Here is a 25176-nt window from a genome sequence, read left to right as displayed (position 1 = left end):
TCATCCCGGCCTCCGAGCCGGGATCTCCTAAGCAGTTTGGCTCAGGTAAAATAGCCTTTTTAGGAGATCCCCGCTTAAGAGCGTGCGGGGATGACGGGGTTGTTTGCGTGCGGGGATGACGATTTTCATTCTTGTCATCCCGGCCTCCGAGCCGGGATCTCCTAAGCAGTCTGGCTTAGCTGAAGTAATCTTTTCAGGGGTTCCCCGCTTAAGAGCATGCGTGGTGGACCGGGTTGTCTGTGCGGGAGATGGGTTAGCGTGCTTTGGGGATGTGTTGCTGCTCTAGGTTTTTGGTATGAGGCTGATCCCCTGATTGCGGCACATCGCGGTGAAGGCGTCGATTTCCGGGGCGGGCAGGGCTACTGTCATGGTTACCTGATGACTGTACTGACAATCGCTCACTTCGCCCTGCTGTTGTGTTACCCAATGACGAATAAACTGTTCGTGCTTAAAGTCGGCATTTACGGTGATTTCGTCCAGTGTAACATGCTGCGTAACCCCGAGGTTTTCCATTACCTGCTGCGCAGCACTGGAGTAGGCCCGCACTAAACCGCCGGCACCGAGTTTTATACCGCCAAAGTAACGGGTAACAATGAGCATGACGTCGCCCACGTCTTTGTGCTGGAGTACGTTTAATATCGGTTTGCCTGCGGTGCCGCTTGGCTCTCCATCGTCTGAGCAGGCAACACTTACCGGCATGTCCGGGCGACCCAGTAAATAAGCCCAGCAGTGGTGCCTGGCATCGGGATATTGGGCTTTTTTCTGAGCGAGCAATTCCATAGCGGTTTCGCGGTCTGGCGCACAGGCGGCAAACGCGTGGAATTTGCTTTTTTTGATTTCGTAGAGCACTTCAAGTGCCTGACTGGGAGTTTGGTATGACATCGCCGGTAGTGTAACTGAAAAGGCGGTTAAGTCGAAGTACAACACGGCGGATAGGGAGTCCGCCGCTCGCAGTTTGCCGGGGCTTACATACGGCGCATATGCGCCATGCATTCCACCTCGACCATGGCGCCCATGGGCAGGCCGTCTACGCCAAATGCGCTGCGGGCCGGTAAGGCACCTTTGGTAAAGAAGGTTGTATAAACGGCATTAAAGTCGGGCCATTTACTGATGTCGTCTATCATTACCGTGCACTTGAAAACGTCTTCCATACCGAGTCCCAGCGAATCAAGTGCCATTTTTACATTAAGCATCACCTGTTTGGCCTGAGCTGGCATTGTGCCAGGCATCTCGCCGTTTTCATCGAGCGGGATCTGACCCGAAAGGTACACAATATTATCCACCTGGGTGGCCAGCGAATAAGGGGCGTTCTCATTAGGGTGGGGGAAGTATTTTAGCTTTGCCAGAGCGAGCTGGCTGAAGCTTATCAGTACTGCAATCAGGGTTAACTTAGTTAAGTTCACCACAAACTCCTGTTTATCTGTCGTTAAATTATTTTTATGCGAATCTATAGTTACGTAGTGACGATAAAACAACAAGCAGCGGAATTCGATATAAGGCCAATTACCTTTAATTTACGGTGAAGAGCGCGACGGTCTATATGAACTTTATTCATGTAGACCGGTAATAATTTAAATTAATATTTTCTGATTATGTGCCTCTTGATGAACTATGTAAGCCAGACTTCGAATGGCTCTTTGAAATCAGGTCTTGGGAGCTCGTCACGGTTCTGAAAACGTATACGCCAGGCTTGTGCTTTCATGTTTACGCCCTGTTCTGTGCGATAAAAGCTCACAGTCATAAAATGTTCATTTGTTCTAGGGCGTAAATAGCCAGAAAAAATTGCCCTGCCCGTTTTAGAAACTCTGAAGTGTTTCTCGTGTTGTACATTATTTGATGGAATATCCAGCTTGTTGGCTATATCTTCCGGAGGAAATTTTTCTGGACTATCGTTTCCAACGGCCGTTGCTACACTATTGAGCCCTGTGAGATTCGACATGGGAGACGATGTTATCTCTATCAGCTTTTTACCATAGTTACCTAAACTTACACTGGCTATGCGACCAAAGTGAACATCTCCTGTCATGATCACGATATCATGGCGACATTCAGCTAATACTTTTATAAGCTGGCTGTATTGCTTGTGAAAGCTGCGTAAATTGCGCTCAGTTTTGTTGTTGGGGGCCAGTAAAACCTGAGAGAGAACCAAAACTCCAGGAGAATTCAACTGTGCCGCCCAGTCGGCAATGTCGTCAAAGTGTTTTTTATCAATAAACTGTGTTTTACTGCGATATGACCGGGTATCTGCTATGCAAAAACTGATGTCGTTATCAATTGAAAATGTTGTTATCGGCTTAGACTGCTGAACCCTGGATACGCCATCTTTTGCTGCATTGCGCCATGCGTTTCGAATCTTACTTATCTTAAGCATAAAAAGTGTAGGCAGGAGGCTATCGTAAAATGGGTAATCGTTCCAATATTCATGATCATCAGGAAGCATCCATGTACCGCCTCTCGATAACATGCTGCCGAGAGCCTGCCAATGTTTGGCATAGTCATCTGCTACCCTTTGTCTTACTTCATTGGTTAATGGGGAAAGGGAATCCAAGCCAATGTCAAGATAGACCTGATCGCCAGTCAGAAATTTGATGTTTGGTTGCCATGCCGGGTCACCGCGCTCATAAAGGCTTTTGTATGAGGCTGCGGCTCTGCCACCATCCTTATGTTCATAAAAGCAACTACCCAAAGCAACGGTAAATGGATCTTCGGTCTCGGAAGGCAACTGCTCCGGGAGGGTTGTGAAGTAGCCATTTCTGGCACACATCCAGTTATCCGAATTTTCATGACCAGGTCCCTCTAGTTTAACAAAGAGCTTAACCCGGTAATCCGTATTGGCTGTTAGTTCTGAAAAAGAGTGAAGGAACATAAACCGCTGTTTTACTCTGGTAAACGGTTTTTCCCAATCCTGTAAATGAATATCTACAGAAGTCACGGTGGTGTCTGCGTTAAAAAGTACCAGTCGACTTAATTTAGGTTTTCGCAAATTTTCAAAAAGGGTACCAGCCCATACTACCGCAGATTGTTGTGATACCTGGTGTACAACTATATTCCATTTCGATGTGTTAGTGGGGTACTCAACAAGGTTCATAAGAATTCCATCCAGTGTAATTTCGGTTACATTAGTGTTCTGATTTTACGGCGCTACGCTTTCGAACAAGTCGGTAAAAGTCGTTTGCCAGGTTACATAAACCTTGAATGAGTCACCTTCATTTAACTTCTCACCATTTTCATCCTTTTCCTGCGACAATGCGATATTGGCCAATCCACCCAGAAATACTCTGCCATCCCCTAAACTGGCAACAGGAAGTTGTCCGCGTAGCTCTAATCTGTCACCCTCTAGCGGTTCAGATTTACCATATAAAACGTCAAAGAAAGTTTCTTCGTTGTGACTTACTCTCGCACCAACATAATAGCGGTCGTAAAATGAATCGTGATCGTCTACCTTGCGTCCCCCAGCTGTAATAATAAAGCCGGCAGTTAGTTCGCGGTAATCATTAAAACTATCGGTTTTGCTAAAGTGCATAAACACTGGCCAATATAAAGCAGCCTCGAACTCAAGAGCTTCAAATCCAGGGCTATCATCTTCTGGTGGGTTGTCGGTTTGCTCTTCTGACTCAGAACCTGCTGCAACTGATTCAGCAGCTCCGGAAAGCAACACATTACCAATCAGGTGCGGTGCATAAAGTCCGAATCCATCATTCACTTCCTGACCCTGTGCGATCTGTTTGCGAAGTGCTTCAAGATCGTCGGCGAGGCGAACATAAGACTGAAACCCGAGGCGAATTCGGGAGTCATCGAACAAATCCCCTACTTTAGTGTACTCAATCCCGGCATAGAATTGATAAGTAAACGTTGCATCACGCCAAACAGGAATTAAACGCTCTGTTTCAGCAGTCTGTTTAGCTTCTTTTAATTTGGTGAAGGCTGTAGCTACATTAAACATTGCTTTAGCAGTATCTGCTTGACTATCTTTAGCTGCTACCTGACCATCGCCATCGCCATCGCCATCGCCATCGCCATCGCCATCGCCATCGCCATCGCCATCGCCACCACCGTCAGTAGCATCTCCTGGGGAGGACGATATGTGATTAAATGCGGTGGACTGTGAAGTAATAAGTAATAAACTTTCTAATTCATTTAAGGTTAATTTGGCTTGCTCAATCTGGCCAGTGCGATTAAATTTCTTAGCTTCTAAGAGCGCTTGGTTGCAGTGCTCTATACGGTCTGATATGTCACTGAGCGCCTTTATGGATGATATATCCGGTGTTTTGCACTGTTCTGTGTTGACCTCGTTAGGGCGCAACTGCACATAAAAAGCATCCAGTTGCTCTAATTGTGCTATCACATTTTCCGTGTCCAGAGCGTCATCCTGAGCATTAAACATTTTTGCATATTTGAGCTTAGTGGCGCAGGCCTCTAGTTTGTCGGTAATGATTTGCCTGGAGTCTATGTCCGCTATGTCGGGTACTTCGCATTCCGTAGCTTGTAACGTTCCACTTATAAAGCTTAATACGAAGAAAGTTATCCACCATGACCATTTCATAATTATTCCTTTTTTCTGGTTAATAATTAATCAATGTCGCGTAAGGATAGGTTCTCTCACTTTATTTGAAAGTTTTCTGCCTGCTGATTAACCACTGTGAGTGTAAAGCCTGCCCAGTGCATGGGGTGTTTAAAGCGCGGGTGACGTTGCATCTGTTGGCGTGCGTGACGCAGCGCTTGTGTACTGCTGCCGGATTGCTTGAGCCCCTGATAAAAATACTGCATAAAGGTGGCGGTGGGTTTGTCTGAGACTTTCCAGCGGGTGCTGATCACCGAATCGGCCCCGGCCGTTAACACGCCGTAGGCCAGACTTTGCAGACCGTCGTGAGCCATCATTTTGCCCAACGAGGTTTCGCAGCCGCTGAGCACTACCAGTTGATTGTTAAATGGCTCGCCCAGTAATGCGCTTTGCGATAGAAAACCGTTGTCCGGTGTGGTTGTTGATGGGTTTCTGGCAACGGCCAGTCCCACAATGGCTGGGTCTTCAGGATCAAAGTAGCTGTGGGTGGCAATATGTAACAGCGGAGCTTCACGCAAATCTGTACTGAGTAAAGCCTGCTGGGTGGCTTGTTCTGCCGAATATCGTTCAACCGCATAGTTTGAGAAGAGCGAGGCAAGCTGGTCGCCTTCGCGTTTCGCCCAGGGTAATGCCGGCAATTTGTTGCGCCAGCCAGTATCAGCTGTGGGCGATTTACTTTCAAATGCGGGTGAATCAAAAATACCGATCGCCATTGGCGCCGCAGCTTGCCGTAGGGTGGGGGATAGGTATTCACTTAATGAGGGCGTCTGGCGCAGTGTATACCGGCCCCCCACATACTGGTCATCAGGCAGTCGCAGCTGGGCCAGCGGCAGTGAGAAAAAGCGTCCGTCTGCCTGCCACATAATGTCGGTAATATTGGGGTTATTAGTCACCCACTGTGGAATAAAATCGCTTGCGCGTGCATCGCGATAGGCCTGAATGATCTCAGCGCCGGATAATCCGTCTGGCAGCGCTGGTGGGCACTTTACAGGTGTTACCTGATGTCGCGATGCAGAAATTGCCAGTACATAACATTGCTGGCCGGTGTGCAGGTAGCGAAGCACAACCTGATTAGCCTTTAGCGCCGTTTGCACGGCTGCCAGGGTAAGCGGCTTTTCATTAGTCCGGGCTTCGATGGATAGGCTCGGGTTAACCAACCGCAACCACTGCTCTTTAACGTTATCGAGTTGTTGTTGCTGGTAATGCTTCTCGCTTTCGGTGGTTGCGTTTACCAGCCTGCCTTCCAGAGTTAGCCGTTGTTGCCAGAGGCTTTCAAGCTCTGGTTGCTTGAGTAAGTGCTGGCGCTGCCGGTCTTGCCGTTTACGCAAAAATAGCTGGCTCTGATAGGTTTCCAGTAAGGCCAGGGCCTGCTCGGTATTTGCCGTTGTTGGATTGCTGAGCAGGGTGTCCAGGTGAGCATCGTAGAGCTCTCTGACTTTATTAAACCAGTGGGGCCCCATTTGATAGGCGTCGAGTTCGCGGCCCAGTTGCAGAATGAGCTGATTAGCCTTGTCGAAAGTGGCGGTTAGCGCGCTTTCGTTTTGAGGCTCGGTGGCTTTGAGGAGCTGGTATTGCAATGAGGCGAGGGTTACCTGCTGCGGGTCATCATCGTCTATAAGGGCAGAGAGTTGCTCTATTTGTTTGGCGGCCTCAGGATACTCGTTAAGTTGAATGCGGGTGTCGGTAATGGCTGTGAGCGCCTGAACTTGCTCGGTCATTTTTACGACATTATCCAGCGTGTCGAGCGCTGTATTTTTCATTCTGCTGGCTTGTGCAGGCTGCTTGTTATGCGCTAGAGCCTGGGCCTGCAGGGCGTATATTAATGGCAGACGGTCGGAACGCAGAGTTTCGGCTTTTTGCTGCGCCCGCGCCAGGCCCTCAAGGGCGGCTGGCCAGCGCTGACCTGCCATGGCAATTTTAGCTAGGGCAATATACAGGTGACTGGTATCGTCATCGTAAACACTGCTTTGATTAAGGCTTAGAGTGCGTTGATAATAGCGCTCGGCGGTATCGGTATCGCCCAGGTAACTGTAACTGCTGGCAAGGTTTGCGGTGAGTACCGCTGCGGTAATATCGGCATCATCCTCAGTGAGGTACTCTGCCGCCTCGCGAAAGGTCTGTTGGGCCAGCTCCCAGCGACCAGACCATAAATAAACCAGCGCGAGGTTGTTGGTTATTTCAGCCAGCCCTTGTGTATCGCCTGATTGTTGTTTGCTTTGGATGGCTTCATCCAGGTAACGGGCCGCGGCCACGTTATCGTTAGTCAGCGACCAGTAGGTGGCCAGGCCGTTGTAAATATCAGGCAGCAGTTTTGTATGGCCTTGTTCTATAGCTTGTGAGCGCGCCTGCTCCAGCGAATATTTACCGGCTTCCATCAACGTTTGTGATGATGCCACCGAGCCATGCAGCAGGTTGCTGAAACCCAGTGTGGTTACCAGTTGAGTTGTTAGGTAATTGTTGGCAGGCAGAGTGTGACTGACTTGTGCGTGTATCAACGGCGCTGATGTTGGCTGCCAGTCGGCAGGGGTTATCTCGGTTGCAGCATGGGCCAGCGCAATTTTAAACTGCCCGGGGAGCAGTGCCATAGCGGCATTACTGGCATCGGCAAAATGGTAAATATCAAAATTAGCCGACATGGCAAGCGCCGCTATTTGCCAGCAGGCATAGCCATCAGCGGCAGGTGCGAGCAGGGATGTAGCCTGTTCGGTATTACCTTCAACAAGGTACTGGCGGGCGAGTAAGGCGGTGGCTAAACATGCCGTTTCGGCGTCGCTCTGGCGGGCGATTTGTTCGGTTAGTTCTGCAGTGGTGACATTTTCAGCGTAGGTAGCCGAGAACCAAAACAGCCAATCCCAAAGCGCATTTGTCGGTTGAGTATAAACGGCAAACTCCGTGGCCGTTAATGACTCCCCACCGTTACTGGTTACCTCAACGGTTACTGTATGCCGCGCGCTGCTTTCGGGCTTGATGGCGGCAATATGGGTGTAGGCATAATGGCTATATGCCGGACTGCCTGTGGAATCGGTGAGGGTAAAAGTGAATCCCGTGTCGGGCGATTCAACAATGATTACCTCGTTGGCTGCGGCGGCAACCGTAAACTGAAACTCTTCGCCCACAGCGCGCTGCCCGGCAGCCATTGCCAAGCATAAAAGGAGCAATCCTGATGTTAACGAGCGGCGAATACGTTCCATGTCATGCCAGTACTAGTGGTTTTTCCAGGCGTAGGCCGGGGCTTTTTCAACCGTTACCCGGTGGCCGTCGACCTCTTTGTTCCAGTGGCTGGCGGTGGTGTACTTTGGTGTGCCATCGGCATCTACCGAGTATTTAATGGTGAAGTACACATCGGTATATTTTTCTTTAAAGGCCGGCGCGCCTTTCGGATAGCCACCGTCTTTAACAATGGATAAATTGTTGGAGCACAGCATGTTGGGATCGTCTGTGGGAAAGAACTTAGCTTTACTGAGTAACTTTGCGGTAAGCGTTGGCCAGGTGCCACGGGATTTCACAATGGTAATGGTGACCAGAAAAGATGAGCCTAGCACCGGCGTAAACACCCGGGTGCGCATTTTTAACGCGTTATCGTTGTAATCGCGCTGCCCCTTGGGCAGATACGGGCGAAATTCAGGGGCCCACTCATCGCGGTTATAATCTGACACCCAACCTTTGGGCACGTACCATTTACTCGCTGCCTGGTTACTCATCACTTTGACTCCTTGTGGTTAAAAATGTGGTGATGTCGGCCATGGTGTGAAGCGGTTCGCCTAAGCACGCAAAGGCCTGCTGTATTGTTGTTGTTAAATTGTCGGCCAGTTGGGCGATGCCGTCCTGCTCGCTGCTACGGTAACACTCATACATGCTACTGCGAAGTACATCGCAGTTGATGGCGCTGGCAACCAGCCCCAGTTTGTACTGATTGTTGTCGGGGTAATCGGTGAGATTTTCCTGCAATGTGTATAGCCACAGCGGGGTGCGTTGTTGCTCCTGCAACACGGCCAGCAGTGCATAGATAAAATCGGTTTCCTGCCCGGGTGAGGTTACCCTTAGTTTGCGGTGGCTTAAGCGTTGCTGAAAATGTTCGGCGAACGGCTTAAAGTAGGGCTCGGTAGTGATTACCCGGAGAATAGACTCGGCGCTATTAAGGCCAAGTTTAATGCCGGCCAGCAGGTTTAGCTGGGCAATATTTCGCCCCGCTCTCGGGTTGGTAGGATGCGGCACCGTGGCCATATCACTGGTGATGAACAGATCTATGGGGCTGGCAATTTGCTGCAGCCCCTCATTTTCCAGCGGATCGAAAAACAGCGCCGGCCAGTCAATAACATGGGCTTCATCGAGGGGCTCAAAAGGCGGGCGGCGCATGATTTCATCCAGCGAAAACGACTGTGAGTGTTCGGTTTTAAGATGATAGCGCGGGCGCAGCATACTGTGACCAAACCTGAAGCTTGCCAGCTTAAACTCGGCGGGCACCTGGGCGTAGGGCCTGCTGGTGTCGTAATAAAACGGGCCGAGTTTGTTAAAAAAGTATTCGTGGCAATCGGCTAACACCAACTTTGGCAGTAGGTCGTTGATCACGATGTGATGAAACACTGCCACGGTATAACGCCTGGCGGTAATGATGCGCTCGGTAATATCCGTTTGAGTTGCTGGCAAAGCACTAATGAAGGCGTTATGTAAACTCTGAAACAGGCTGTGCAGCTGCAGCACAATGGCGTTCTCGTCGTTGCGCTGTTCCGGCATCCATGCGGTGGCCCATGGTGCGTTTCCAATAGTACCGGGGGATACCCGGTGAACATCGTGAGTCTGGGTTAAAAAACGCCCGCTTTCGCTGTCGAAATAGTGGGCTTCGATACTCCGGATAGGGTCGCCCGAGCCATTATTGCCATACATGCTGTCGAGGTTTAGCAGTGCGCTGGTTTGGCGTCCACCGATATGAAAGTGCGAGTCGGCAATGATGTCGTGGGCGATAAACTGGCAAATATAGGTGTAGCCTGCCGGGATGGGCAGCGAATTGGTGTTGTCCGGGGTATAGTCGGGTTCGTCAAGAAAGGCTGGATCGGCATCGTCTTCCAAATCATCTTCCACTGCTGGAGCAAAAGAAAGCGAAGGTTGTGCTGCCTGCTCGGGCGCTGTGTGCGAACTGTTAGTTTGCGGCAAACCTGGCAGCATCAGGGTGGCCAGGGCATTTAATTCCACCGGGCTTAGCAGCGCCTGCTCTGAGGCAGGAAACATGCTGTGGGTGGCAGAGTGCACTAGTTTGAACCCGTAATAATAGTAGCGCTTAGTACCAGTTCGGCGGTGTTACTTTCGCGAACGGCAATGACAGTTGATGGCGCATTGGCAGATTGCAGGGTGGCCAGAATAACCAGTTCACCCTGGGCGTTTTTCTTAAGTGCCGGCCAGCTCTGCAGTGGCTGGCCGGTGGGGGCTTGTAATTCAACGTCAAACTGCTGGCCGTTAGCCATGCTTACGTCCAGCACCAGTATCTGCTGCTCACTGCCTTGTTCTACTACTGCGCCGACAGGTGGTAATTCTGAGGTGCTGGCGCCGCGCATCTCACCAATGTAGATCACATCGGGGCTAATGGCCGTTGCCACATGTTTGGGTTGCTGATAACCCAGCAACAACCAGGTGGCGGCGCTGCCAATCAGCACGCCACCGAGCGGCCAGAACAACCGCAGCAGTTTGCTGGCTGATGAATCTGCACGGGATTTTTTAGCCGCCTGGCCGAGTGTTTTTTTGAAGATTGCACTGAGTTCAAACTCTTCCACCATGTCGGGGTGCATCAACAAATATTCTTCAAACTCAATCATTTCAGCCGCGGTAAGCTTGCCGTGCAGGTAGCGCTGAATTATATGATTAGCCTGGATGTACTGTGTATTCATATCACTTAACTTCTGTAACCTTGTCGGTTAACGTTAATAACTCCGTATTAGTAGTGTCGCCAATGGGCGTTCCCTCTCAAGCAGCACCAGAGTGTTTATATCCGGGTGCCCAGCCAGCAAATGACGGCGGCCACCGACAGCAAGGTAAACAGCGATTGTTTATTGATTTCAACTTTGCACTTGAGCGCCAGCGCTTGTTTTAAACGTGTTTTGGCCCGATGCAGTACTTTATCGAAATGTTCGGTGCTTAAGTTTAGTTCGCTACACAGCTCTTGTTTGTCTTTGCCTTCAAAAAAGTAGGCGCTCAGTAAGTGCCTGTCGCGCTCTACGCTGAGTTCTGACATTACCTGCGTCACTGTTTCCAGTAGTTTTTCTGAGCTGACCTGGTTTTCGGTATGGTTGGCTGTATGGGAATGCAGGTCCATCTCGTCGCTGCAATCGGTGCGTTGGCGCTTGTTTTTGCGATAGGTGGCAATCAGCAGATTCTCTGCTACGCGGCGTACAAAGCCTGCTATAGCTTCGGGGTTGTCGATTGCTGAAGCCCGGGCTTTCTGGATCACAATGAGCAGGGCTTCCTGCACAATATCCTGCGCCAGGGTCGGATCGTCACATTTATAAGCCACAATGGAATACAGCGGTCGGGAGAAGTGACTGAGCAGAGCTTGCTCCGCCTGTTTGTTGCCATTGGCGATTTGCGTCACTAGTACAGCAGGTTCATCCATGATTCAGCGCGTTGTGAATTGTTATTAAAGAACAAATCTACCGGCGTAAGGCGGTATTTACAAGTTATTAGCGGTTATAAAACAGACTTTATAAGACTAATTGGCAATCAGGAAGAGTGCGCGGCTAACGCTTTGTGGTGAGCCGTGCACTTTATTTATAGCGGATTATTTTGCGGCGGCGTCGTAGCGAGCCTCGAAGCGCAGGAGTTTACTGTTCGGATCGACAATCACCACATCCTGCTCTGATACTTTAATGGTATTTTCTGCAGGCAATTGTAAGGTAGTAACCTCGCCATTTACCGATACTTCCACTGGCATCGGAAAGGGCAGGTCGTCTGGTACCAGCCAGGTGAGTGTGAGCGTATCGCCGCTGCGTTGCTGGTGAAGCTCAGGCAGCCTGGGCTGATACAGATACACATCAAAAAACCAGCTGAAATCCTCGCCCGTTAATTCATTAACCAGTTTGATAAAGTCTCCGGTATTGCGGTACACAGTAGTGAACTGGCCGGGTTGCGGCGTGACGGTGCCGTACAGCAGCGTGGTAACGGAATCAAAAAATGCCTGATCGCCAATCAGGTAACGCAGGGAATGCATGATCCACGAGCCTTTGTAATAGATATCCAGTGCCGGACCCACGCCTTTTTCGTACACCTCTTCTACTTCCATCGGTTTATTGGACACGATGGGATGCGTATTGATCAGGCCTTTGCGCTGGTTATTTAAATACGCTTTGTAGGCGATATCGCCGTGCAGGTACTGAGCAAATAAAGGCTGCATGTAGCTGCCAAGCCCCTCGTGGATCCACATGTGATCCCAGTTGTCGTTAGTGACCTGGTTACCAAAGTACTCATGGGCAAACTCATGTTGCAGTAACCAGTCGAAACCGAATTCGTCTTTTTTGTATTCGTTGCCATAGGCATTGATGGTTTGGTGTTCCATGCCCAGGTGCGGGGTTTGCACCACGCCCACTTTTTCATCGGCAAAAGGGTAAGGTCCAATCATCCGCTCAAAGAACGTTAGCATGGCAGGAATTTCATCGAACAACTCCTGGGCTTGCTCTGTATTGCCCGGCAAGTGGTAATACACAATGGGGTAGCTGTTGCCGTAAATGCTCTGGTAGGTATCTTCGATTTTTTCGTAAGGCGCAATATTCAGCGCAATACCATAGGTATTGTGTGCCGAGCGGGTTTGCCAGTGATAGGTGCTCTCGTTTTCGGAGTGGGTAGTTTCTATAAGTATCCCATTACTCGCCGCTACCAGGTTGTTAGGTACGGTAATGTAAATATCGGCCGTCTGGGGTTCTCCCATGGGCTGGTCGATACACGGCCAGAAGATATCGCAACCTTCGCCCTGCACTGCGGTAGCCAGCCAGGGCGAACCGTCTGGGGTTTTATCCCACATTACGCCGCCGTCCCAGGGGGCATTGGGCGGCGTACGCGGATGACCATGATATTTCACCTGAACCGACAGCGGAAAATTTACGTCGTTAGCCGGGGTAATAACCAGTTCGCCCTGTTGGTTGGAGAACTGTTCTGGCTTGATGGCTTCGCCGTTGAGCCAGACACCATCAATAATGAATACGCTGTCGAGATCCACCGACACCGCTTTGGCTGGTTTGGCGGCATCCAGAGTAAGAGTGGCATTGCCAAACAGCTGTTGTTTATCAAAGTCGAAAGCAAAGTGCAGCTCTGCATGCTCAACACTTACGCCTTGCTGATAAAACGGTATTTTGCCGCCGCTTTTCAGGGTATAGGCTGTTGATAATTCGACTGGAGTGGCAGCTTGCGTGTTACCGCCTGATTGAGTTGTGGTGCAGGCACTGAGGGCAACTGCGGTTGAAAGTAAAAGGCCTTGGCAGGCACGGATACATTCCATGTGTGGGCTCCGGATAAACTGTCGTTGTTATTGTTACTGAGAGTATAGCGGTAAACAACGTGAAATCCCGATGCGAAGCCTGTACTGAGCGTATTTTTATGGTGTTAAACGAAAAGAGTGGCCATGCCACTCTTTTTTATCATTAACCGATGGGTTATTCGAACAACTCACCACGCAAATCTATTAAGGTGCTATGGGTATGTTCTTTGAGTAACTTTTTCACCAGTTTGGGTTCCTTGTTCATCCACGCATCATAAATTTCTTCATGCTCGCGGTAGGCATCGGCCTCACGGTCGGGTGGCTCAAGGTGCTTACGAACATAACGTTCTGAGAGCAGGTGGATCTTGAACAGCAGCTCCTGGGTGATTTTGCGGCCGGCGGGGGCCGACAGCGCCAAATGAAATTCCCGGTTTACGGTAACCGCTTCCGGTGATATTTCATTAGCCATACTTTGCAGACGTTTAAAAATCTCGGTAACCCTGGCTTTATCTTCCTCGGTGGCTTTTTTACAGCCCTGAGCGGCCGCCTCAGGCTCCAGCGTGGTCCGCAGATGAAAAACATCTTCGGCTTCGGCCAGGCTGAGTGGACGAACGATAAATCCACGGTTAGGGTGAGAGACTAATAAGCCGTCTTGCTCCAGCCGGGTGAGTGCTTCACGCAGCGGGATTTTACTTACTCCCAGGTCCTGGGAGAGGGCGTCCTGACGAATGGGCTTTGCCGGGAACATATCGTTGGCAAGGATACGCTCACGAATAATTTCGTAAGCCTGTTCCGACAAAGTTTTTACCACAATTGACATGTATTAATGACTCCTAAACAGAAGTTTGGTGTTTCGTTATTTTTGGTATTTTATTGTTGTTATAGCGATAGTCTGACCAATTCTAGCGGTAGACTCCATGTCATACAGTATACTATCTGAGCTACGGCTGATAGCGCCGAACTGTCTGAATGCTTTCTTTTTGCACAGCAGTCAAGGTTAAAGTTTGTTTTTAACGCTTTTCTGAATCATTGTGTTGTTTTTTGATTCTGATTTACGATTATTTTGTGGCTGGTGGGGCAAGGCAGACTCTGCGCTGAGCGCCTGAATCTGCCCTGAGTTTGTAAATTTAAAGCGTAAAAATAGGTAGTTAGCCTCTCTCTATCGGGCTGTTAACGATTTCGTCAAACAGGGCCTGACTAATATATTGAGGGCGATAAGTGCCATTGTTATTAAGGATTTGACTGTAAAAGGCGCGTAAGTGGTTTCGTGAGCCTTTAAGCAAATTACTGTAAACCAGTTCGATATCCGGGTTATCTACAATATCCTCACTCAGGCGCATAAGATCGTAGATATCCAGCTCCTCTACCTGGGCGCCCACATAAAGCCCCTCCAGCAATGATATAGCGCCACTTTCGGTAAGCACCGTATACAGATAGGTAAACTCGGAGTTGCTGAAGCTGCCTACAGCATTGTTGGTGACCGGATCGTTGAGTTGGTAACGTTCCAGCAAGGCTAAAACTGCCTCGGTATGAGTGAGTTCGCTGCTGGCAATGTTACTGAAGATAGCCAGACCATGCTGCGCATACAGGGTTGTGTAAACATCGTGAGCGAGTTTTTCTTCCTCGCGCATCATCAGCAGCCCTTCTTCTTCCAGAGCGGTTAATGACCCGATGGGAAAGGTATTAAGCTGGTTACGAAGCTGATTGAGATCGAACGTGGAAACGCCGTCAGCGTTGACCATAAATGGCGCTTGCCTGTTGCTATCATCGCCGCCACAACCTCCGGTTAACAGGGTAACACCCAATAAAATAACAAGTAAAAACCGATACATAGTTTGCTCCTGAACCATAAGGCATTTTCGCAGCCTCTTCAGAAACGTCAGTGCAAGCATAGTGCCTGATTTGTAATGGTATTTACTTGTTGAAATGTAATGAGTTTATCTGCGCGGGTAGTGGCTTTTGCCATAGTTGACAGTCACCGATTAATGCACTGACAAGTATGACATAATGGCTGGATTAGCTGTCGGTGATAAATTTATCACCAAGTAAGTTAGCGCCCATGTAGCCAACTTTAACGTAGATCAGCGCGCCTTCCTCACCGGTAAAAGGGGTATGCTGACTGTACCGGGGATTGCGGATCCAGCTACCGGCGGGATAACTACCGTGCTCGTCGTTAAAAACACCTTCCAGTACCAGGATCTCCTCACCGCCGGGATGCACGTGCCCGCCAAATTGTGTGTTCGGCGCCCATTTTACCAACGCGGTACTAACGCCATTATACTCATGTAAAGGCAGAACGCTTAAGCCATCAGCCTGGCCGGGAAGCCACTCACTTTGCTGAGTTTTAATGGTTAACTGCTCCAGGTCATTGTGAGCAAACTGCCAGAGCTTAACCAGAATGGTGCATCCGTCTGCAGAAAATGGCGTGTGTGAACTGCCCGGCGGATTGCGCAGATAGGTGCCGGCAGGGTAATCACCATGTTCATCACTAAAGGTACCACTTAATACGTAAATTTCTTCACCGCCGTCGTGGGTGTGGCCACTATAGCCCGCACCGGGTTGGTAGCGCACTATGCTGGTGGCTCTGGCTACCTCTTCGCCAGCACGGTCGAACATCATGCGGCTCACGCCTTTCAGGGGGGAGGGGATAAACTCGTACTCTGAAGGCCGGATAACCACTCGCTGACGAAAATCACTGTTTATTTGCATGACTTAACTACTCTGAAACGCTGAGATTGGTTGATTGTACGTAAAGACCGGCGAAAAGCTCAACTCGTTGCGAGCGGTACACGAATAAGATAGATTTATATAAATTATAATTTATTGATTCGGCAACTATTTGCTCAGCAGGCCCGCATTTTGACCAGCCCTGATTTTCTCTCCGTACTACCTATTATTGTTACTCTGGCTCTCGCATTATATTCCAAACACGTGGTGATTGGCTTGTTTGGCGGGGTATTGACCGCTGTGGTCTTGCTCACCGGCTGGCATCCTCTTGAGGTGTTGTCGACGCTCATAAAAACACATCTGGTTGGTACGTTGACCGACAGTTATAACGCCGGTGTGATTGTGTTAATGGTGTTTATTGGTGGCTTTGTGGCGCTTATGGAGAAGTCCGGTGGCGGGCCGGCGTTTGCCAGTAAGATGATCGGGGTGATCGCCAGTAAAGCGAAAGCGCAAATAGCGGCCTGGTGTGGCGGTATCTTTATTTTTTATTCTGATTTGGGTACCCCACTGATCATCGGCCCGGTATTTCGGCCGCTGTTTGAAAAGCTCAGGGTGTCGCGGGAAAAGCTGGCATTTATTATCGACTCTACGGCCTCGCCGGTTGCCATACTGGTGCCCTTCATCGGTTGGGGGATCTACATCATGGGTTTACTGCAAAAAGAATTCGATCAGGCTGGTAAATCCCTCGATAGCTGGCAGGTGTTTATTGGGGTTATCCCTTATCAATTTTATGCCCTGCTTGCGATTGCTGTAATCCCTCTTATGGTGTGGCTAAAAGCCGATATTGGCACCATGGTACAAGCAGAAATAAAAGCGACACAGGCGCCGACGACAGCAAGCAGTGGCGTGAAACAGGGTCAGGATTTTGAGGCTTTCACCCATCACAACGCCCGTGCTCGCTTTGTGTTTTTGCCGCTGTTAGTGATGGCTGCGGTGCTGCTATTAATGCTCGTGCCCCTTGGCTTTCCGTTTTCCAGCGTAACCAGGCTCGGTATTCAGAGCCGCCCTTGCCAGTGCGTATTTTCTGGCGGCGTGTACGCTTATTGGCCTGATGGCCTGGCATCAGGTTCGCCCAGCCCTGGAAGGCGTAACACTCTATTTGCAGGGCATGAGCGGTATGATGCAAGTGATCATTGTACTGGTGCTGGCGTGGACATTGAGCTCATTGGGGCATGAGCTTGGCACGGCGGCCTACATTGCCGAGCAGGCGCAGCGCGGATTTCCGGCATGGTTGTTACCGCTGGTGGCTTTTCTGCTGTCGGCGGTTATTTCCTTTGCCACCGGTTCATCCTGGGGCACTTTTGCAATCATGCTACCTTTGGTGATCCCTACGGCGTTTGCTATTGAAGCTCCGCTATTGGTGAGCATTGGCGCGGTGTTATCCGGTGGCTTGTTTGGCGACCACTGTTCGCCCATATCGGAAACCACCATATTGTCGGCCACCGGTGCGAGTTGCCGTCAGTACGACCATTTCAGAACGCAATTGCCTTTTGCGCTGATTAACGGCGGGATTGCAATGGTGGCGTTTACCATTGCCGGATGGGTGGCAAGCCCATTGATTTGGGGTGGGGCTCTTTTCGTTCAACTGGTAGTGCTTACTTTCTTAAGGCGCATAGTGTAAATTTGAGGCATAAAAAAAGCTGACCGAAGTCAGCTTTTTTAATATATCAGTAACTTACTTTTTACGGCGTAAACGTAAACCGATGGCTGCCAGGCCAAGCAGTAACAGAGCATTGCTAGCCGGGCTGGAAACCAGAACCGGGCGCTGACTAAGACCAACAACGATGTTGTCGAACTCACCTGCAATACCAGTAGTGTTGATCACCAGGCGATCAAATTGCTCTGCGAATGAAAAGTCAATGTTCACATATACGTTTGAACCAGGACCGGTTTGGTTACCCGCACTGCCACCCAGAGCACTGAGTAGACCACTACCCGTAATGCTGGACACCAGGTTACCGCCAGAGTAAAAATTGAAGTCGTTGTATCTGTCAACTGAACCCCAGTAGAAACCCAGATAGGTAATACCAGTGTCTGCGTTGGCTGCCAGTAACTGACTGTAGTCAAAAGTAAAGCTCGCAGAACCACTGCCATTGTTGGTCAGGTAAGCGAAACAAGTCGTATCATTGGCAGGTGCCGCAGCAACACCAGAGACAGAGCCCTGACGAACACCAACATCACTGCTTGGTGGTGTGACTAAAACGCCAGCAGGGCCACCGTTAACACTGTTTACCGCACACTCCTGGTCGAAGCCAGCATCGTTATAAGCAGTTGAACCCGGAAACATAGGATCGCCAGTTGCCTGGTCGAAACTCTCGATGAAGTAACCTGGTAAACCACCTGTTAACGGGTCGATGTACTGACTTGTTAAACCAGAACCGTCATTTGCTGCATCGTAGGAAAAAGATATTGATGCGGCATTTGCTGATAATGAACCGAATACTAATGCGCCACCAATTGTCATTACCTTAGCGACTTGGCTCAACTTTTTCATGTTTTGTTCCTTAAATTCAGGAGAATTAAAATACACTAAAGTATAAGCTATTATTGTGCCATGTTTAATTCTTTCATATTTATCAGTTATTTGGTTTTTATTTCGGCTGAGCTTTATATCTGTGTGTAAAATATTCTGACATGGGGTGGTTGATTTTTCGCCAGTCAACATGCGCTTCAGTTTTGTTTGTAAGTTATTATGTTTTACTAACGTTAGTTGCCGTAGTCATTATTCGATATTCGCGTAATGAGTTACCTACGTCAGTCATGCTGTTTACTACCCTAAGACGCCAGCAATTTGCTGGGTTAATTTTCGCAACATAAAAAGGTTTGTCAGCCTTTCATCCGTTACATCAATAGTACACCTGTTTTTAAGGTCAGCTTTTTGATCGCACCGTTTTTTTATCTCTTGAAATAGGATTATTCAGCTACGCGCTTTTTGCTCATTAAGGCGAGGCCTGAACCAGGTAAGGCCAAAACCGCAGGGGTCGGCATTTACGACTACACTATTACTAACAGAAGAATAACGGTTGATCTGGTGCAAAACGGCGTTAAGCGTGTTGTTCGTAATGCCGTTGTACAGGCCAGTATTTAGAGTGTTATGAGTGATGTAATTAGTACAGTGGGGGCTGGTCTGGGTGGTCTGGGATTGTTTATTCTTGCCATCGGCTTGATGACAGACGGGCTTAAAGCGGTAGCAGGTTCGAGCTTGCGGCATATATTGTCGAGTTGGACGAAAACACCGGTGCGCGGCATCTTCAGTGGCTTTCTGATGACTGCCATTGTGCAATCGTCCAGCGCTGTAACCGTTGCATCATTGGGCTTTGTGAATGCCGGCCTGCTCAATATGCGCCAGGTACTGGGGGTTATCTTTGGTGCCAATATTGGCACCACCATGACCGGCTGGTTAGTGGCGATACTTGGCTTTAAGCTCAATATCGAAGCCTTTGCCTTACCGCTGGTTGGAATAGGCATGATGTTTAAACTAACCCAGCAGCAAGGCAGGTTGGCGGCCGTTGGCCAAACGCTGGTGGGCTTTGGGTTATTCTTTATTGGCATTGGCGTGTTGAAAGAAGCTTTTGATGGCGTGATGCCGTCCTTTCCCATCAGTCAGTTTGCGGCCGAAGGGGTTGGTGGAATACTCATTTACTTGCTGGTGGGCGTTATGATTACGGTGCTTACACAGTCTTCCAGTGCCTCAATCGCCCTGACTATTACGGCGGCAGGCAGTGGAATGATTGAGATGTACTCTGCGGGCGCGATGGCCATAGGGGCGAACATTGGGACAACCTCTACAGCGGCTTTTGCTGCCGTTGGCGCAACCTCGGCAGCCAAGCGGGCGGCGGCTGCTCAGGTGCTGTTTAATTTGGTAACGGCTGTCATTGCGCTATTGATACTACCGGTGTTGTTTTATCTAATCCATCAGATCAGTGACGCTCTGGAACTGGATGCCGATCCCGCATTTTCTCTGGCGTTGTTTCATACGTTGTTTAATTTTATGGGGATACTGTTGATGTATCCTTTTATCGGCCAATTGGCCCATTGGCTGGAGAAACGTTTTCGCAGCCGCGAAGAAACAGAATCCGAGCCGTTATATCTTGATAAAAACATTGCCCGGACGCCGGCACTTGCCATTAATGCGTTACTGAATGAACTCGTGGCGCTACAAAAACGATTGTTAAAGCTCTTTCAGGCGGCGGTGTATCCCGGTCATCATGATATCAAACGTTTTCAGCAGCAAGTGACAGTGATCAGGTCGCTGTCCGGGCATATCTCCAGGTTTATTGTGGAATTGGAAACCGCTGCGTTATCAGACGAAACGACCGCTCAACTGGCAACAATGATGCGGGTTGAAGGGTATTTGCTGGATTGCAGTCAGGCGAGTGATACCCTCGCCAGCCTCTGGATTAATCGCGAAGCACTTAAAGAGCCTGAACTCGAGGCGCAGTTAAAAAGCTACCTCACTCAGATAGTTGATTACATGCAGCAAAGTGCCAACTTGTCGGTGGGAGATACACCAATGACACAAGAGGCGTTACAGCACGAAAAAGATCGCATAAAATATCATTTAATTATGGCCGGTACACTACACCATATCGAAGTGGCACAAATGTCGGTTGCCTTAGATTGTTTGCAGGAAGCCTGGCATATCGCCAAAACCTGGCATAAAGCCTCAACGCGATTAAATACCTTGTCTGCGGTGTTAATTCCGCCATCTTCCGGCAATGAAGGAGAATAAGCCATGTCAACACTAACATTTTACGGTGCTGTAACCGGTGTCACCGGCTCTATGCATTTACTGGAAACTCAGTCGGGCAGAGTGTTACTCGATTGTGGGTTATATCAGGGCGGTCGGGAAGAAGAAGCCCATAATGAAGATCCATTTCCGTTTTCAGTACAGTCGGTTGATGCTGTGGTGCTGTCTCATGCTCATCTGGATCATTCTGGCCGACTGCCGCTTTTAGTGAAAGACGGTTTTAGTGGCCCGATTTACATGACGTCAGCCACGTTGGATCTTATCGAGGTGCTTTTAAAAGATGCGGCGTCGCTGCAATTACGGGATATTGAATGGGAAAACAAGCGTCGTCGTCGCGCCGGCAAAACAGAGCTTGCGCCGTTATACACCATGGAAGATGTAGATAAAGCGTTATCGCTGTGTCAGGGGTTGGATTACAACGCGCAGATAACCATTACACCCGACGTTGACATCACCTTGCGTGAAGCCGGGCATATCCTGGGCTCCTCAATTGTTGAACTCACCACCAACGAGTCGGGCAGACAACGAAAACTGGTATTCTCCGGCGATTTGGGTAATTCACAGGCGGCGCTATTACGCGATCCTGCTACGATTGCGGAGGCGGATGTTGTGTTAATGGAATCAACCTATGGCGATCGTGAACACCGCTCTATGCAGGAAACGCTCGAAGAATTTGAAGAGGTCATCACCAGTGCATCGCAAAATGGCGGGAATATTCTTATCCCGTCGTTTGCGGTGGGGCGTACACAGGAGATTATTTTTCGCCTGGGTGAGTTGTATCAGCAGGGCAAGCTTCCTCAGCAGCTGGTATGTTTAGACAGTCCGATGGCCATTGCTGTAACAGAAATCTACCACCGCTATCAAAATGTCTATAACCGGGAAGACAAACACGCTATTGAACAGCAAAGTGCAGGTGTTAACCCCGATCAAAAAAGTCTGCACACCTTTTTACCTACTCTGCGCTATACAGTGAGTACCGAAGAGTCGATGGCTGTTAATCGTATTGCCAGTGGAGCGATCATTATTGCCGGCAGCGGCATGTGTAACGGTGGCCGGATCCGGCATCATCTGAAGCATAATTTATGGCGCAGCCAGTCTCATGTGGTGTTTGTAGGGTATCAGGCTAATGGCACCCCGGGGCGTATTTTAGTGGATGGTGCAACGCATATCCGCATGGCCGGGGAAGACATTGCCGTTAAGGCTCAAATTCATACTCTCGGCGGATTCTCGGCACATGCCAGTCAGGCACAACTCATTGACTGGTTTAGTCATTTTAATGATCCCAAGCCAAGATTGTATTTAGTGCATGGTGAAGATAACGCCAAACAAACTCTTAAAGACGCGCTGGCCAAACATCACTGGCGGGCAGAAATTCCAGGCTATGCTCACACGATTACGCTTTAGCAAGGCTAGGTTTACCGGAGTTATTGCCGGGGTTGTTAGTACAGCTTGAAAAAAAGCAATAAGAAGCGGAATTGAGAGAAAATGGTGGCCCCACCTGGACTCGAACCAGGGACCTAACGATTATGAGTCGTGTGCTCTAACCAACTGAGCTATAGGGCCATTATGCGGTAAACGCTTAAGAATGCCTGGTTGGAATACCAGGCGCGCGCAAGTATAAGCAGTTTTTAGGGGCTTGTCACCCCATGTGAGGTTTACTTGATGTTTTCTTATACTGAACAATACTAAAAATAACGATCTGTTGAAGCCTGAACCTGATCAGAATGGCTGAATCCATTGAGCCGCGGCATAGCTTAGTGCAAATATATTAATAGTCTGCTATCTTTCAGCTACTTATAAATAAAAACGTCTTGGTTCGGCATTTGAATTGGGAGATAACAATGACTGAAAAACCCTATTTGGTCAGTGGCCGCAACACATTAATCCATAAAATACGTAAATTTGATCTGCTGATTTTAAACGGTAACGACGACCCGGCAGTAGTGGTGAATTACAAGGGTATTAAGGAATACTCGGGAAAAATCCCGGAAAATAAACGCGAAGCAAAAATGATGGATATGGAATTGGTAGACGTAACCGCCAGTGACGTATTCGGTGATGAAAAAACGCTGATTTTTGTGCAAACCCTGAACGGTAAAGAATACAAAATCGATTATTCTAAAGCCGGTACTTCGATGTTTATTCGCGTTCATCAGGACAGCATTTTTTAAGCGTCTGCATAACACTGTTGGTAGGGGGTGATGGCAACCTACTAAACCGCTTTTCTGATTTAAGGCTTCCCTCCTGCTATTTGTGCGTCCGGCGCTACCCTAGATTTCCCCATCGGTGGGGATCCAGCGTATTAAACCCCTTAATTGGTTTTTTCTTACCTTTTAGCTGCACGTACTCAGGCGCGTAGATAGTAAACTGGCAAATATCTTTGGGCGTGGTTTCCGATGGATTGAGCTCATTGGCGATGCCAGCCTGATTTAACCCTTCGGCCACCAGTTCTGAACAGAACCAGCGATTGCTCTTTTTACGGTTGTAGGTGAGCCAGTTAAACCAGCGGTGGTCGTCAAACACATCGATGGCTGCACCAAACAGTTGCCAGATATCATAATCCTTACCCAGTTCTCCAGCCAGAAAGTCGTGGAACCCGTGCCAGTTGTTTTGTAATTGCTGCTTGGCCTCGTTGTGTAACGGGAGCCACCATACGTCGCCCCGATAATGCTTGATGCGTTCTTCCACATAGTTGTGCATAACGCCCTTTTTACCCTTTATTGAGGTTGCCTCAATCATGGTGAGATCCTGCGCTGCAGAGGTAGATCGGTTGTCATCGGGCGAGTCGATCACCAGGGCAGTATGAGTCACTACTGAGCGGGTGGTGAGTTTGGTCCAGCGGGAAAACAGGCTGGTGCCGCCAAAGGCAATAATATCGCCAGGGGCAATAAGGTGTTTTATATCGTAATAGGCTTGCTGAGTAAGCATGACTCTCCTGTTTCTGCTTTGGCTCCTGGGTGCCTCTTTTGTTCAGGCTGTTGGTCTCTGGTTACCTCTTTCGCCGTTTGCTCTTCGCGTACTCCTTGCTCGCGGCTTCAGGGCGAATGTTACAAAGTGTGTGATACACACGATTAACCTTAGGGGATTGGGGACCGTTTAACTGCAGTTATATCCCTTTTGTCGCAAAATCTCAAATAGACGTTGATTAACGTTTTGCCAGCAACCTTTTGCTGCTCTGCCCCTACTGTATAAGGGCGAAAGGAAGAGTCAGGCTTCATCTTCCACAACAGAGTCAGCGATAGGTAGAGGATAGTGTCATGCAAAAAGTTAACAGTGTAATTCGTTCAGCGTTATTAGCAGGTACCGCAGTAGTAGCAACATTTAGCGGTATTTCTTCCGCTCAGGCCGGCAATTTGCCCGAGGCCATGGAAGATAAATTAGTCGCGGTTTGTCAGGCAATTAAAGACGACAGCCGCATTGAGCTACACCGGGCAGTTAAGGACAGCGGGGTAAGTTACCGTCGTCTGGCCCGAGGCCTGGTGTGTGATGGCATGGATATGTACACCTTTGCGATGCAGCATGGTGCAGATAATACCGGTGCGGTAATTGCCAAGCGCACCAACCTGGAAGAACAGAGTTTAACAGCGAAGCAGTAGGGTAATGGTTTTAGTTCCCTCCCTGGGGTTTGGGCTGTGTTCTTCACAGCCCTTTTTTCGGAGTCTGATATGGAAGCGATACAGTCAGATAACATGGTAGTGCGATTTATTGGTAAACCGAGTGCGGATGTTGATGCCTTTCATCAGTTTTTATCCCAGCATTTTGTGGAGCCTTTTGAGTTTCAGTTTACAGCGGATATTAACGAAGCCGCATTAAATGAGCTGGTTAGCAGTCACCCGTCAGTAGCCCCGAATACTTCATGTCAGCCACCTGATATTCGCATCGTCGTAACCGACCAGGCCACCATCAAACCTTTTACTAACACCGGATTACGCGGGGTAACCAGTGTAATGTGCGGCCATTCCAATCAGGATGCGATACAGGCGTTTAACGCGGGAGTTGGCATGTTTTTTTGTTTATCTGCCAGCGTGGAAGAAAAGCGCAGGCAAATTCACCGGTTGTATCTTAAATACCAGACCCGTATACAGGCCCTTAAATGGCAATTGGTTAGCGAGCAATTGGCTCGCCAGCGCGCGTGTTCTCCGTCTCGGCTAATGGCCGAGTTAACCAGCGTAAAATCAAACAGTTCTCGGCCATCTCAACAAATTGCTATGCGCTGCGGCGTAGACTGGCAGTATGTAGACTGGCAAACCATTCGTTATGTAGAAGCGGCTGGCGATTACATGTGTGTTTACACACAGGAAGAAACGCTGATTGTGCGGTCTACCTTAACGGATATGGCAAGACGTTTACCCAAGCATGCTTTTGCCCGCGTGAACCGTTCCATTATTGTGAATACCCAGTTTGTAAAACGGTTAATTAAACTCAACTCCCGGGTGAACTATGTGGAGCTTCAGGATGGCAGTAAGGTAAAAATAAGCCGGCGCCTCATGCCCGTTTGTCACCAGCAACTGGATGCAGCGTTGTCGCAGTCCTGAATACCTTTTTCCGCAAGCGGGCTTGCCTTATCCATCGGATAACGCGCTTCTGTCTGTCAGCATTTCTTTAATTAATCCTGCACATAAGTGACTACAACCGAAGACGGGTAGTGGTTTGCACTTAACCTCGTTATTATCACACTATTCC

Annotated in this window: 21 protein-coding genes, 1 tRNA gene and 1 pseudogene; 7 read left to right on the top strand and 16 right to left on the bottom strand. The window is 49.1% G+C overall.

The features are described from left to right. Positions 1-282: 282 nt before the first annotated feature. The 13 genes from AC566Q_RS19290 to AC566Q_RS19230 all read right to left on the bottom strand — a co-directional run bounded on the left by AC566Q_RS19290 (position 283) and on the right by AC566Q_RS19230 (position 15725). On the bottom strand, positions 283-882 hold the full coding sequence (locus AC566Q_RS19290; protein WP_105936719.1) for a YigZ family protein: 600 nt from the start codon (positions 880-882) through the stop codon (positions 283-285). 83 nt (positions 883-965) lie between these two features. Further along, positions 966-1403 (bottom strand): RidA family protein, encoded by a 438-nt coding sequence (locus AC566Q_RS19285; RefSeq protein ID WP_499609574.1) that lies wholly within the window; start codon positions 1401-1403, stop codon positions 966-968. Between the two features lie 206 nt (positions 1404-1609). After that, positions 1610-3088, bottom strand: coding sequence for a metallophosphoesterase family protein (locus AC566Q_RS19280; RefSeq protein ID WP_499609571.1), 1479 nt, complete (start codon positions 3086-3088; stop codon positions 1610-1612). A 45-nt stretch (positions 3089-3133) separates the two neighbouring features. After that, a complete protein-coding gene (locus AC566Q_RS19275) occupies positions 3134-4543 on the bottom strand; it encodes a hypothetical protein (protein WP_499609567.1) in 1410 nt (469 codons plus the stop codon). A gap of 56 nt (positions 4544-4599) precedes the next feature. Then, a complete protein-coding gene (locus AC566Q_RS19270; RefSeq protein ID WP_499609562.1) occupies positions 4600-7752 on the bottom strand; it encodes a CHAT domain-containing protein in 3153 nt (1050 codons plus the stop codon). A gap of 12 nt (positions 7753-7764) precedes the next feature. After that, positions 7765-8262, bottom strand: coding sequence for a hypothetical protein (locus AC566Q_RS19265; protein ID WP_499609558.1), 498 nt, complete (start codon positions 8260-8262; stop codon positions 7765-7767). Then, complete coding sequence (locus AC566Q_RS19260; protein ID WP_499609555.1) at positions 8255-9808, bottom strand: peroxidase family protein; 1554 nt, start codon at positions 9806-9808, stop codon at positions 8255-8257. The genes AC566Q_RS19265 and AC566Q_RS19260 overlap by 8 nt, the downstream gene beginning before the upstream one ends. Further along, positions 9808-10440, bottom strand: a complete 633-nt coding sequence (locus AC566Q_RS19255) for a hypothetical protein (protein ID WP_499609550.1) — start codon at positions 10438-10440, stop codon at positions 9808-9810. The genes AC566Q_RS19260 and AC566Q_RS19255 overlap by 1 nt, the downstream gene beginning before the upstream one ends. Positions 10441-10535: 95 nt before the next feature. Beyond that, entirely contained in the window at positions 10536-11162 is a 627-nt protein-coding gene (locus AC566Q_RS19250) for an RNA polymerase sigma factor (RefSeq protein ID WP_499609545.1), read from the bottom strand. 165 nt (positions 11163-11327) lie between these two features. Next, positions 11328-13037 (bottom strand): M1 family metallopeptidase, encoded by a 1710-nt coding sequence (locus tag AC566Q_RS19245; RefSeq protein ID WP_499609543.1) that lies wholly within the window; start codon positions 13035-13037, stop codon positions 11328-11330. Positions 13038-13191: 154 nt separating this feature from the next. Next, positions 13192-13836: a GntR family transcriptional regulator gene (locus tag AC566Q_RS19240; protein WP_499609538.1), complete on the bottom strand. Its 645-nt coding sequence runs from the start codon at positions 13834-13836 to the stop codon at positions 13192-13194. Between the two features lie 328 nt (positions 13837-14164). After that, positions 14165-14848 (bottom strand): DUF2202 domain-containing protein, encoded by a 684-nt coding sequence (locus AC566Q_RS19235; RefSeq protein ID WP_499609535.1) that lies wholly within the window; start codon positions 14846-14848, stop codon positions 14165-14167. A 184-nt stretch (positions 14849-15032) separates the two neighbouring features. Then, entirely contained in the window at positions 15033-15725 is a 693-nt protein-coding gene (locus tag AC566Q_RS19230; RefSeq protein WP_499609529.1) for a cupin domain-containing protein, read from the bottom strand. A gap of 366 nt (positions 15726-16091) precedes the next feature. Between AC566Q_RS19230 and AC566Q_RS19225 the strand changes: the two are divergent. Continuing rightward, positions 16092-16532 (top strand): annotated as a pseudogene (locus AC566Q_RS19225) (sodium:proton exchanger); the annotation flags it as partial. Between the two features lie 262 nt (positions 16533-16794). Next, positions 16795-17364 carry a Na+/H+ antiporter NhaC family protein gene (locus tag AC566Q_RS19220; RefSeq protein WP_499609525.1) on the top strand — a complete coding sequence of 190 codons (570 nt, stop codon included), beginning with the start codon at positions 16795-16797 and terminating at the stop codon, positions 17362-17364. Positions 17365-17418: 54 nt separating this feature from the next. Here the strand turns inward: AC566Q_RS19220 and AC566Q_RS19215 are convergent, their stop codons facing one another. Beyond that, positions 17419-18237: an Npun_F0296 family exosortase-dependent surface protein gene (locus tag AC566Q_RS19215; protein ID WP_499609522.1), complete on the bottom strand. Its 819-nt coding sequence runs from the start codon at positions 18235-18237 to the stop codon at positions 17419-17421. A gap of 600 nt (positions 18238-18837) precedes the next feature. On the opposite strand from AC566Q_RS19215, the gene AC566Q_RS19210 reads away from it, so the two are divergent. Further along, a complete protein-coding gene (locus AC566Q_RS19210; RefSeq protein ID WP_499609519.1) occupies positions 18838-20475 on the top strand; it encodes a Na/Pi cotransporter family protein in 1638 nt (545 codons plus the stop codon). Positions 20476-20478: 3 nt separating this feature from the next. Further along, on the top strand, positions 20479-21897 hold the full coding sequence (locus AC566Q_RS19205) for an MBL fold metallo-hydrolase RNA specificity domain-containing protein (RefSeq protein WP_499609513.1): 1419 nt from the start codon (positions 20479-20481) through the stop codon (positions 21895-21897). A gap of 82 nt (positions 21898-21979) precedes the next feature. Here AC566Q_RS19205 and AC566Q_RS19200 read toward each other — a convergent pair. After that, a tRNA-Ile gene (locus AC566Q_RS19200) sits at positions 21980-22056 on the bottom strand. A gap of 278 nt (positions 22057-22334) precedes the next feature. Here AC566Q_RS19200 and AC566Q_RS19195 point away from each other — a divergent pair. Continuing rightward, entirely contained in the window at positions 22335-22664 is a 330-nt protein-coding gene (locus AC566Q_RS19195; RefSeq protein WP_105936704.1) for a hypothetical protein, read from the top strand. Between the two features lie 94 nt (positions 22665-22758). Here AC566Q_RS19195 and AC566Q_RS19190 read toward each other — a convergent pair whose 3' ends face one another. After that, positions 22759-23421 (bottom strand): hypothetical protein, encoded by a 663-nt coding sequence (locus AC566Q_RS19190; protein ID WP_499609510.1) that lies wholly within the window; start codon positions 23419-23421, stop codon positions 22759-22761. A gap of 329 nt (positions 23422-23750) precedes the next feature. Between AC566Q_RS19190 and AC566Q_RS19185 the strand changes: the two genes are divergently transcribed. Both AC566Q_RS19185 and AC566Q_RS19180 read left to right on the top strand, forming a co-directional pair. Continuing rightward, on the top strand, positions 23751-24089 hold the full coding sequence (locus tag AC566Q_RS19185) for a DUF3718 domain-containing protein (protein ID WP_105936702.1): 339 nt from the start codon (positions 23751-23753) through the stop codon (positions 24087-24089). Between the two features lie 69 nt (positions 24090-24158). Beyond that, the gene (locus tag AC566Q_RS19180) at positions 24159-25028 is read left to right on the top strand and encodes a LytR/AlgR family response regulator transcription factor (RefSeq protein ID WP_499609507.1); all 870 of its coding nucleotides are present in this window, start codon (positions 24159-24161) and stop codon (positions 25026-25028) included. The last annotated feature ends 148 nt before the right edge of the window (positions 25029-25176 follow it).

Source organism: Alteromonas sp. H02 (assembly GCF_059682525.1).
Note: the sequence above shows the minus strand (reverse complement) of the source record. Positions and strands in the feature narration are given on the sequence as shown.

What these genes read in the sequence shown, in the direction of transcription:
- AC566Q_RS19265 (WP_499609558.1), bottom strand. Translation starts at nt 8,262, where the DNA reads ATGAGTAACCAGGCAGCGAGTAAATGGTACGTGCCCAAAGGTTGGGTG.
- AC566Q_RS19185 (WP_105936702.1), top strand. Translation starts at nt 23,751, where the DNA reads ATGCAAAAAGTTAACAGTGTAATTCGTTCAGCGTTATTAGCAGGTACC.
- AC566Q_RS19250 (WP_499609545.1), bottom strand. Translation starts at nt 11,162, where the DNA reads ATGGATGAACCTGCTGTACTAGTGACGCAAATCGCCAATGGCAACAAA.
- AC566Q_RS19235 (WP_499609535.1), bottom strand. Translation starts at nt 14,848, where the DNA reads ATGTATCGGTTTTTACTTGTTATTTTATTGGGTGTTACCCTGTTAACC.
- AC566Q_RS19190 (WP_499609510.1), bottom strand. Translation starts at nt 23,421, where the DNA reads ATGCTTACTCAGCAAGCCTATTACGATATAAAACACCTTATTGCCCCT.
- AC566Q_RS19215 (WP_499609522.1), bottom strand. Translation starts at nt 18,237, where the DNA reads ATGAAAAAGTTGAGCCAAGTCGCTAAGGTAATGACAATTGGTGGCGCA.
- AC566Q_RS19210 (WP_499609519.1), top strand. Translation starts at nt 18,838, where the DNA reads ATGAGTGATGTAATTAGTACAGTGGGGGCTGGTCTGGGTGGTCTGGGA.
- AC566Q_RS19240 (WP_499609538.1), bottom strand. Translation starts at nt 13,836, where the DNA reads ATGTCAATTGTGGTAAAAACTTTGTCGGAACAGGCTTACGAAATTATT.
- AC566Q_RS19275 (WP_499609567.1), bottom strand. Translation starts at nt 4,543, where the DNA reads ATGAAATGGTCATGGTGGATAACTTTCTTCGTATTAAGCTTTATAAGT.
- AC566Q_RS19245 (WP_499609543.1), bottom strand. Translation starts at nt 13,037, where the DNA reads ATGGAATGTATCCGTGCCTGCCAAGGCCTTTTACTTTCAACCGCAGTT.
- AC566Q_RS19230 (WP_499609529.1), bottom strand. Translation starts at nt 15,725, where the DNA reads ATGCAAATAAACAGTGATTTTCGTCAGCGAGTGGTTATCCGGCCTTCA.
- AC566Q_RS19270 (WP_499609562.1), bottom strand. Translation starts at nt 7,752, where the DNA reads ATGGAACGTATTCGCCGCTCGTTAACATCAGGATTGCTCCTTTTATGC.
- AC566Q_RS19195 (WP_105936704.1), top strand. Translation starts at nt 22,335, where the DNA reads ATGACTGAAAAACCCTATTTGGTCAGTGGCCGCAACACATTAATCCAT.
- AC566Q_RS19220 (WP_499609525.1), top strand. Translation starts at nt 16,795, where the DNA reads ATGGCCTGGCATCAGGTTCGCCCAGCCCTGGAAGGCGTAACACTCTAT.
- AC566Q_RS19290 (WP_105936719.1), bottom strand. Translation starts at nt 882, where the DNA reads ATGTCATACCAAACTCCCAGTCAGGCACTTGAAGTGCTCTACGAAATC.
- AC566Q_RS19280 (WP_499609571.1), bottom strand. Translation starts at nt 3,088, where the DNA reads ATGAACCTTGTTGAGTACCCCACTAACACATCGAAATGGAATATAGTT.
- AC566Q_RS19180 (WP_499609507.1), top strand. Translation starts at nt 24,159, where the DNA reads ATGGAAGCGATACAGTCAGATAACATGGTAGTGCGATTTATTGGTAAA.
- AC566Q_RS19205 (WP_499609513.1), top strand. Translation starts at nt 20,479, where the DNA reads ATGTCAACACTAACATTTTACGGTGCTGTAACCGGTGTCACCGGCTCT.
- AC566Q_RS19255 (WP_499609550.1), bottom strand. Translation starts at nt 10,440, where the DNA reads ATGAATACACAGTACATCCAGGCTAATCATATAATTCAGCGCTACCTG.